9 protein-coding genes are annotated in these 8,831 nt (G+C 67.7%); 4 read left to right on the forward strand and 5 right to left on the reverse strand.

The genetic code is table 11. From position 1 onward, the window contains the following. The first annotated feature begins 166 nt into the window (after nucleotides 1-166). The gene (locus RMO97_RS13000) at nucleotides 167-808 is read left to right on the forward strand and encodes a glutathione S-transferase family protein (protein ID WP_310541481.1); all 642 of its coding nucleotides are present in this window, start codon (nucleotides 167-169) and stop codon (nucleotides 806-808) included. Between the two features lie 119 nt (nucleotides 809-927). Here the strand turns inward: RMO97_RS13000 and plsY are convergent, their stop codons facing one another. Beyond that, on the reverse strand, nucleotides 928-1,581 hold the full coding sequence (plsY, locus tag RMO97_RS13005) for a glycerol-3-phosphate 1-O-acyltransferase PlsY (RefSeq protein WP_310541482.1): 654 nt from the start codon (nucleotides 1,579-1,581) through the stop codon (nucleotides 928-930). Nucleotides 1,582-2,505: 924 nt separating this feature from the next. Here plsY and RMO97_RS13010 point away from each other — a divergent pair. Then, nucleotides 2,506-3,132, forward strand: coding sequence for a TetR/AcrR family transcriptional regulator (locus RMO97_RS13010; protein ID WP_310541483.1), 627 nt, complete (start codon nucleotides 2,506-2,508; stop codon nucleotides 3,130-3,132). 112 nt (nucleotides 3,133-3,244) lie between these two features. On the opposite strand, the gene RMO97_RS13015 is transcribed toward RMO97_RS13010, so the two are convergent. Next, nucleotides 3,245-3,412 carry a hypothetical protein gene (locus RMO97_RS13015; RefSeq protein WP_310541484.1) on the reverse strand — a complete coding sequence of 56 codons (168 nt, stop codon included), beginning with the start codon at nucleotides 3,410-3,412 and terminating at the stop codon, nucleotides 3,245-3,247. Nucleotides 3,413-3,636: 224 nt separating this feature from the next. On the opposite strand from RMO97_RS13015, the gene RMO97_RS13020 reads away from it, so the two are divergent. Further along, nucleotides 3,637-6,000 carry a hypothetical protein gene (locus RMO97_RS13020; protein WP_310541485.1) on the forward strand — a complete coding sequence of 788 codons (2,364 nt, stop codon included), beginning with the start codon at nucleotides 3,637-3,639 and terminating at the stop codon, nucleotides 5,998-6,000. A gap of 110 nt (nucleotides 6,001-6,110) precedes the next feature. Here RMO97_RS13020 and RMO97_RS13025 read toward each other — a convergent pair whose 3' ends face one another. The 3 genes from RMO97_RS13025 to RMO97_RS13035 all read right to left on the reverse strand — a co-directional run bounded on the left by RMO97_RS13025 (nucleotide 6,111) and on the right by RMO97_RS13035 (nucleotide 7,481). After that, nucleotides 6,111-6,299 (reverse strand): hypothetical protein, encoded by a 189-nt coding sequence (locus RMO97_RS13025; protein ID WP_310541486.1) that lies wholly within the window; start codon nucleotides 6,297-6,299, stop codon nucleotides 6,111-6,113. 122 nt (nucleotides 6,300-6,421) lie between these two features. Then, on the reverse strand, nucleotides 6,422-6,586 hold the full coding sequence (locus tag RMO97_RS13030) for a hypothetical protein (RefSeq protein WP_310541487.1): 165 nt from the start codon (nucleotides 6,584-6,586) through the stop codon (nucleotides 6,422-6,424). A 106-nt stretch (nucleotides 6,587-6,692) separates the two neighbouring features. Continuing rightward, entirely contained in the window at nucleotides 6,693-7,481 is a 789-nt protein-coding gene (locus tag RMO97_RS13035; protein WP_310541488.1) for an SDR family NAD(P)-dependent oxidoreductase, read from the reverse strand. A 295-nt stretch (nucleotides 7,482-7,776) separates the two neighbouring features. Here RMO97_RS13035 and RMO97_RS13040 point away from each other — a divergent pair, with 295 nt between their 5' ends. After that, on the forward strand, nucleotides 7,777-8,556 hold the full coding sequence (locus tag RMO97_RS13040; protein WP_310541489.1) for a methyltransferase domain-containing protein: 780 nt from the start codon (nucleotides 7,777-7,779) through the stop codon (nucleotides 8,554-8,556). Nucleotides 8,557-8,831: the final 275 nt, after the last annotated feature.

An 8,831-nucleotide genomic window follows, 5' to 3' on the forward strand; every position in this document is an offset into this window, starting at 1 on the left:
CGGTGGGGATGCCGAGCGGGACGTAGGTTCGGAGGGAAGGGCGGCGTGGGTTGCAGACATCCTATCCCGCCCACCGCCTTGTTCCCAAAGCCACGGTGCTCCACGTCCGATCTGCTCGAGATTGCCTCTCCCGCGCTCAGCTGGTCTGATCCCTTTGGGAGGCGCCATGCGAGCAGCGGATTTACCTACGGTCTACGGCGCGTCCTACAGCGTCTATGCGCAGGCCTTACGGCTGACTCTTTGGGCGAAGGGAGTCGGGTACAATCTGGTAGAGGTTGATGCTTGGACGGAGGGCAAGCAACCGGCGTATCTGGCGCGCCATCCCTTCGGTCGTATTCCTGCCTTCCAGCATGGCGATGTTCGCCTCTACGAGACGGCGCCTACTTGTCGATACGTTGACGAGGCGTTCGAGGGACCAGCCTTGCAGCCGAGCGCGCCATCCGGGCGCGCATCGATGGGCCAGGCAATTTCCATCATGGACAACTATGCTTACCGCACGCTGGTCTGGGGCTTGTACGTCGAGCAAGTGGAAGGCCCGCGCTGCGGGCGAAGGCCAGACCCGGTGCGGCTCGACGCCTCGCGTCGTGAAGCTCCGGTGTGCCTGGCGGCGCTTGAAGCCATCTCGCCGGAAGGGGAATGGCTGAGCGGCGATACACTTTCCCTTGCGGACCTCCACGCCGCGCCGATGTTCCGCCTCTTCGCCGAAGCCCCCGAATACGACGAGCTGATGTCCAGCCACCCCCGGCTGCTCAAGTGGTCTGATCGCATCAAGACGGCTACGCAACCCGCTGGGCTGTTCGATCGCTAGGGCGCCAACCCAAGGTCCGCCATGGGTCGTGAGCGGTCGATCACCTTGTCGCCAAAAGCAGATATGAGCCTGGTGCGCCGAGAGTAGACCTTCCAGTCGCCTGTGAAGGTTGGCGGCCCTTAGCCGCGGGAGGCCTGTCCAATGCGCGGCTCCGTCCGCTGGACGATCCTGCGAATATTCGCGTGGTGGCGGCCGATCACGTACAGGCCACCTGAGATGATCAGCAGCCGATAGGGAAACGGGTAGTCCAGGATGAGGACCAGAATAATCGCGGCTGACGCGGCCAGTATGGAGCCGAATGAGACGATCCGAGCGACGGCGATCGCCACAGCGAAGACTGCCAAGGCGCCCAGGGCGGCTGGCCAAGCAAGCGCCAGCATGACGCCGAGCCCAACGGCTACCGACTTGCCGCCGGAGAACTGGAGCCACACCGGGCGGCTGTGTCCAACAAGCGCGGCGAGGCCCGCCCCGGCAACGGCCCAGGTGCACCAGGTCTGACTGTTGGACCAGCCTGACGGTGCAACCGACAGCGACGTCATAAGCCACCGGACCAGCACGATGGCGGCGACACCCTTGAGGATGTCCACCAGGAGCACGGCCAAGGCTGGCCACCTCCCGAGAACGCGCAGGGCGTTGGTCGCTCCGACGGACCCGGAACCATGCTCCCGTATATCGATGCCCCGGAATAGCTTGCCCAAGAGATAGGCCGTCGGGATAGAGCCAAGAAGATAGGCAAGGACCCATCCGGCTAAGTTCGTGATCCAGAACGCCATGGACTCAGCCTAGCAGCTTGACCATTGGCCACAAGCGGATGGGCTCAACGTCCGCCTTGGGTCGAGAGCGGCCATTGAGCGGTTGACCGGAAGCGGACGGCGCCGGCCGGCTCTCATCACCTCTGATCGTCATGGCCGGGCTTGGCCCGGCCACCCTGGATCTCCGAGGTTCGGCAAGGACATGTGGCGCGCGCCACGCGACCTGAAGCTAGGCGGAGATAATGGGTCCCCGGGACAAGCCCGGGGATGACGGTTGTTGGTGGGGTGGCGGTCCCTACTTCCCCATCACCTTGGCCCGTAAATGCGGTGACAGGATATGAAATGCGTCATTTCAGCTAGGCAAGTCCAGCCCGTCGCAATGAGTTGTGCAATCGGTATCCCGTCACCGTAATCACGTCGGTCGCCGCCGTTCACGTCATCCGAAGCCATACTCAAGTGGCCGCCGCCGCCGACGTCGAGGTCGCCAATTGGGAGCGGCGAGCAAGCACGAGGGCGGTGCGGCGCCCCGCTTGGTTACCGTTGCACATCCGCAGCGCAGTGGCCGCAAATCGGCAGCTCGGGCATCACCGCCTGGCCGCGCATTGAGATGGATGTCGGCGCGCGCGGGGTCCCCGCGGCCGAAGGCCGAGCTGAGCTTTCGCCTGGAACGTCAGGTAGCCTGATATGGAAGTCGCTCCCAGCCGAGCGGGGCTGAGGCCTGAAGGATCCGCCCATTTGCGGCAGCTGTCGGGCGGCGCCGCCGCCAGAAAGGATGTCCGATCCGCAGTGCGCGCATACGGGCTGCTCGGGGGTTAACCGCTCCTGCGCCAGGGCGGGCGTGGCCGTCAGGATAGAGGCAGCAATGAGTAAATTCACGAGGTGGGCTTGCATGGATATGTTCTCCTGTTGATTGTGTAGAGTGTCACTCCAGAGTGATACTCTAGAGTGACACTCTATTGCAAGCATTTTCATACGACCCAGGTAACTGACGAACTCATGGACACCCCGACTTCACGCGACCGTATTTTGACGGCCGGCCTAAGTCTCTTTCTCAAGGACGGGGTGGAAACCTCGTCAGTGGCCGACCTTTGCCGCGCCGCCGGGGTCTCCAATGGCAGCTTCTTCCATCACTTCTCGAGCAAGGATGAGTTGGCGCTTGAGATCGTCCTGGCGCTGCGGCGGGAGTATTGGGACTTCATACTGACGGAGATGGAACCGCACGCAGACGCCTTCGACGGGGTGGCGGGCGTCATCCGTGCAGCGTTCGCTTATCAGAGCCGCTTCCCAGACAGATATAAGCTTGGCCGAAGCGACGAAGCGTCATGGATGCGCGGCAATGAACATCGCCTTAGGGAGGACAACGCCCCCTACCGCGGGCGCGCCGCCCGTTGGATTGCGGCACATGCCGCGGCCGGACGGCTGCCGGTGCTACTGCCCGAAATCTACGGCGCCCTACTGTTTGGCTCGCCGCACTGGATCATACTCAATGCCCACTCCGGGCCTGAGCCAACAGACTTTGAAGCGTCTCGTGACCAGCTTGTCGCAACTATAGGGAAGGCTCTTGGACTTTGAGCCTCAACTTTCGCGAACGATGGTCACCTGATCACAACGAAATTTGGGGTGACGAGATCATAGGTCCCCGGGACAAGCCTGGGGATAACGGTTGTTGGTGGGGTGGCGGTCCCTACTTCCCCATCACCTTGGCGCGCAGGCGGCGCATGCCGCCGAGCCAGCGGTCGTAGTCGGCGGTCTTGCGCTGCATGCAGGTGAGCACCTCGGGGTGCGGCAGGATCAGGAAGCGTTCGGCGGCCAGGCCCTCGACGACGTGGGGCGCTGCTTGGCGATGACGCAAGGCTGAGGGTGGCCGCCGGACAATGAAACCTTCTTGACCAGCCGCCTGTTCAGGACGCGAGGGCCGAGACGCAGGCCGACACGCAGGCCAGTCAGGAATTTTGGGCGCCCATGCTTTCTCAGACCGATCAGACCAGCATTCATCCGAGAAGCGAGCGCAGCCAATACAGTCCTGACGCCATTCCCCTGACGAACGGGGGGTGGGCGGTCGTCTACGCAAGCGACGTGGACGCGTACAATGATGAGGTCCTGCTCCAGCGCTTCGCCGCCGATGGGAGCTCGGTGGGGGCGCCCATATCCATCGGGGGCAGCGGACTGCAGGGAGATCCGCAGGTCGTGCGGCTGGCTGACGGCGGCTTCGTCGTGGCCTGGACCAGCGGCTCGGGATTCAACAACAGCGCCGACGTCTTCGCCCAGCGATTCACGGCCACCGGGGAGACGGCCGGCCCGGCATTCATGCTCAACACCGGCGAATACCGCGACCAGCGCCTGCCGGAGCTGGTGGAGCTGGGCGGCGGGGGCTTCGTGGCCTTGTGGAGTCAGCCGCAGCAGGATGCGCCGACGAGCTCTCCCGGCCATAATCCCTACGCCCCGCCGCCGACCTTCGTCCTCACGGCCCAGGTCTATGATGCGACGGGCGGCAAGGTCGGCGGATACACGAGCCTTTCGTCGCCGGTGGCCGCCCTTCGCGACTTTGAGGCCCAGCCGCTCCCAAACGGCGGCTTCCTGATTGTGCGGGAGGCCTTCACGACCAGCTTCCGCCTGGAAGCGCAGGCCTATTCGGCCCTGGCGCAGCCGGTCGGACCGCCCCTCGCCCTCACCGAAAACGGGTCCGACCCGCGTCTGGCGGTGCTGGATGACGGCAGCTTCGTCGTCGCCTACCGACGCTCCACCGCCGGCGACGCCGACGTGGCGGTCCAGCACTTCTCCGCCACCGGCGAGAAGATCGGTCCCGAGACCATCGTGCAGTCCGACCGCCAAGCCCAGGTGCGGCCCGAGATCGAGGCCCTGCCGGACGGCGGCTACATGGTCAGCTATTTTTCCCAGGCCGAGCGGGCCGAGACCACGACCTACCCTGAGACCTACCAGCTCTATGTCCAGCGTTTCGACGCCCTGGACCGGCCGGTGGGCGGCCCGATCCAGCTCAGCAGCCAGGATCAGACTGTGCAGACACTGGCCGACATGGCCGTGGCCGCCGACGGGACCACCCTCGCGGTCTGGACATCGCGCTCGGATGGCGGCGACGCCGATGCGGTCGGTCGGCTGATCGCCCGCGATGGTGTGGGGGCGCCAGAGCCCGACGCCGGTCAGGTGCTGGCCTCACCCAGCCCCGGGTCGCGGGTTGTCGGCGGCGAGCAGAACGACACCCTGACGGCGGGCGCCGGCCCGGACGTGCTGACCGGGGGCGGCGGCGCCGACCGCTTCGTGCTTTCCACGGCGCCCTGGGCGCCCGTCGAGGTGACGGACTTCCAGGTCGGCGTCGACCGCCTGGACCTGAGAGCCTTGTTCGATATGGCCAGGTATCAGGGCTTCGACCCGATCCGCGACAAGGTGATCCAGCTGGTCGACGACGGTGCGGGGGGCGCCGCGGTGCTCTTCGATCGTGACGGCGTCGCCTCCGGCCAGCCATGGCCCGACTACGTGCTGCATCTGCAGAATGTCTCGGTGCAAGGACTGACCTGGGCGAAGCTCAGGGAGGGCGCTCCCGCCAATCAGGGCGACATCGCGGCAGGCGGGAGCCCACCGCCGGCGGGGGACGGCATGGTGATCACCTCCCCGGGCCCGGGCTCCACGCTGGCGGGGGGCGCCGGGAACGATACCTTGGTGGCCAGCCAGGGTCCTGACGTGCTGACGGGCGGCGGCGGCGGCGACGCGTTCACCTTCAAGGCGCTGCCGTGGAACGCCGGGCGCATCACCGACTTCGTGGTGGGCGTCGACCGCCTGGACCTCTCGGCCATCTTCCAGGCGAGCGGCTATTTTGGATCCGATCCGTCGGGCGACGGCCGGCTGCGGCTCGACAGCGACGGCGCCGGGGGCACCCGCGTCTACTTCGATGCGGACGCGCCGAACGCGGGACAGTGGCCGTTTCTAATCACGACGCTCGACAGCGTGACGCCCGCCGGCCTGACCTGGGGGCAGCTGTCGGGGGGCGGCGCAAGCGCCCCGCCGCCGCCCCCTCCCGCGGGTGAGGCGGGCCGGGTGATCCATTCGCCGGGCCCCGGCTCGACCCTGGCCGGCGGGGGCGGGAACGACACCCTGAACGCCAGCCAGGGGCCTGATCAGCTGACCGGCGGCGGCGGCGCCGTCCAGTTCGCCTGGGCCCAGCTGCCCTGGAACGCGGGGCACGTGACGGACTTCTCGCCCGGGGTCGACAAGCTCGACCTGCGGGCGCTGTTCCAGGCCAGCGGCTATGCGGGCTCCGACCCCATCGCCGACGGCCGGCTGATGTTCCGCGCCGATGGTCAGGGCGGCACGCAGGTCTATCTTGACCGCGACGCGGCCAACGCCGGCGACTGGCCCTTCCTGATCACGACGCTGGACGGGGTGCAGCCCGGCCAGATCGGGGCCGGGGACTGGCTGTTCCAGTAGTTCAAGGCTCAGGGCCGCGCCCGGGCGCTTCCGGGGGTCGCGGGCGCGCCCACCGGCCAAGCCGCAAGCGGATTTGCGCCGGCGCCGGGGTCGGCGCGCGCGCAGGTGGGTTAGCCGACGGGGCGGTGGCTCAGGGCGAAGTCAATCGCCTCGATGTCGACCTTCAACTTCACCAAGTCGCGAATGCGCTCGTGCTCGCCTGTGGCGGCCGCCGCCATCGCGGTCGGCCAGATGTTGGCTTCGAGTTCGGCCCGCAGGGCCACCAGCTTGGCGGAGACCGCCCCGGCGTCGTCAGTCATCGTGCAAAAACCCTGTTGAGACAGGGGTAACGAGGGGCGGGCCATTCGGCTCCCCGCGAAGGTCGTTTTGCACCGGGAACCCCATGCCGCGCGCCGCGCCGCGCCGAGGTCGCCGGATCAGCTCAATGCGGGCCGCCGACGGCCCAGGCCGGGTAGTCGCCATCAGGCTTGGCGTGTTCCTCGACGATGAACCGGGCGATTTTCGCCCGCTCGGCCGGGTCCGTCGTCCGGGCGAGCACCCGCTCGAAGTGTTTGAGGTTCAGTCGTCTGAGGTCGGCAGGCGACATGAGCGCCTCCGTCACGCCGAGAGTCCGGCCTGGCCATCAGGCGCGCGATCGACAGCAATAGCAATCCGTCCGGGCTCGGCACGGCGCCGGAAGCGTCCCTCGGCCCCTACGCCTTGCCCATCACCTTGGCCCGCAGGCGGCGCATGCCGCCGAGCCAGCGGTCGTAGTCGGCGGTCTTGCGCTGCATGTAGGTGAGCACCTCGGGGTGCGGCAGGATCAGGAAGCGTTCGGCGGCCAGGCCTTCGACCACGTGGCTGGCGACGTCCTCCGGGGTGAGTACGCCGTCCAGGCTCTGGGGGGAGCCGGAGCCGCCGGCCCGCAGCATGGCGGTATCGACGCCCTGGGGGCAGAGGATGGAGACCTTGATCCCCTGGTCGCCATGGGTGATGGCAAGGCTTTCGGCGAGGCCGACGGCGGCGTGCTTGGTGGTGGAATAGACCGCCCCGCCGATCTGCGAGAGCAGGCCCGCGGCCGAGACGGTGTTGAGCAGGTAGCCCTCGCCACGGGCGATCATGCCGGGCAGGACGGCGCGGGCGGCGTGGACGTGGGCCATGACATTGACCCCCCAGGCGCGGGCCCAGACAGCGTCGGGGGAGGAGACGGCGTTCTCGCGGTCGGGGTCGCCGTCGCCGACGCCGGCATTGGCGCAGAAGAGGTCGATGCGGCCGTGGGCGGCCTCGACGCTGGCCACCATGGCGGCGACCTGGGCGCCGTCGGAGACGTCGACGGTGTAGGCGGTTCCGCCGATCTCGGCGGCGAGCGCCTTCGCGCCGGCCTCGTTGCGGTCCACGACAGCGACGTGGGCCGCGCCCTCGGCTGCGAACCGGCGGGCGAGCGCCGCGCCGATCCCCTCGGCGGCGCCGGTCACGACAACGATCTTGCCCTTCACGTCCATGTCTTAGTCTCCGTCCCGTGTATCTCGTTGGAGGGAGGGGTAGGGCGGGCGTCGGACCAAGGCAATGGGGCGAACCAGTTCGTGTGGTTCGTGGGCAATCTTGATCGGCCTTACCGCGTCGCGGCCTTAAGACTTGGAACCACGAACCACACGAACCACACGAACGGTGGGCCAACCGCAGGAACGGGGTGATGTATGGGCCGGCTTCGCCGGGTGTAAGTTGTGAGTTCATCTCACAAGCAACCGGGCGAGATGTCGTTTGATTGGCCGCGCCCGATCCCGGATCGTCGCGTTCATGAGCGACATTCCCCTGCACCTGGCGCGGTCCTTCGACGAGGTGGCCGATCTCTATGACGCGCACCGGCCGGGCTATCCCGACGCGCTGTTCGTCGACCTGACGGCCGAAGCCCGGCTGGGCCCCAATGATGCGATCCTGGAGCTGGGCTGCGGGACGGGACAGGCGACGCGGGGGCTGGCGCCCTTTGGCCGCCGCGTGCTGGCCATCGACCCTGGGCCAGAGCTGGTGGGGGTGGCGCGGCGCCGGCTTGAGGCCTTCCCCCACGTGCATTTCGAGGTCTCGACCTTCGAGGATTGGGCGCCCCGGCCCTATCGGCTGATCGTCTCGGCCCAGGCCTTCCACTGGATCGACTGGGCCGTGGCCCTGCCGAAGTCGGCCGCAGTGCTGGCGCCGGGCGGCATGCTGGCCTGCTTCGCCCATGTTCCGGAGCCGCCGCCGGCACCTTTCCTCGGCGTCTTCGAGCCGATCTATGGGCGGCTGGCGCCGGAGCTGTGGGTCGATTCGCCGGAGCGCTGGTACTGGCCGGACGGCGCCTTCGCCCATGGGCTGGCGGCCAGCGGGCTGTTCGAGCCGGCGGACTATCGGGTCTATCGCGCGACGCGGACCTATTCCGCCGAGGGGTTCGTGGACTATCTGCGCACGCGGTCGGACTACCGGGCGCTGGGGCCTGAGCGGCTGGAGGCCCTGCTGGCGGCGGTGGCCCAGGCGGTGAGGGACGAGGGCGGGACGATCGAGATGGACATGCCCGCGCACCTGCACATGGCCCGGCGGCTCTAGCGCCCACGAGTCGGTTGGGAGCGCGCGCCTCGCTCGAAATGTTCCTCTTTTGTTCTTGACAGTTTCGCGCGGTTTCGGTAGGTTTTCTTCATTGGTTGTTTCTGCGTCCGAGGCGCGGGACGGCCTTCCGGCCCCCGCGGCGCCGCCTCTCTCCGGGCGGCGCCGGGGCCATGGTCCTTCAAGGTTTTTGGCCGGCGGTCTCCCGCCTGCGCCGCCGCGCGTGGATGCCCGCCCCTCCGCCCGCGCGCGGAGACCCTTGCCTGGATCGCCGGAAG

It is taken from the genome of Phenylobacterium sp. (assembly GCF_031425575.1).
In the GTDB taxonomy this organism is placed as follows: Bacteria; Pseudomonadota; Alphaproteobacteria; order Caulobacterales; family Caulobacteraceae; genus Phenylobacterium.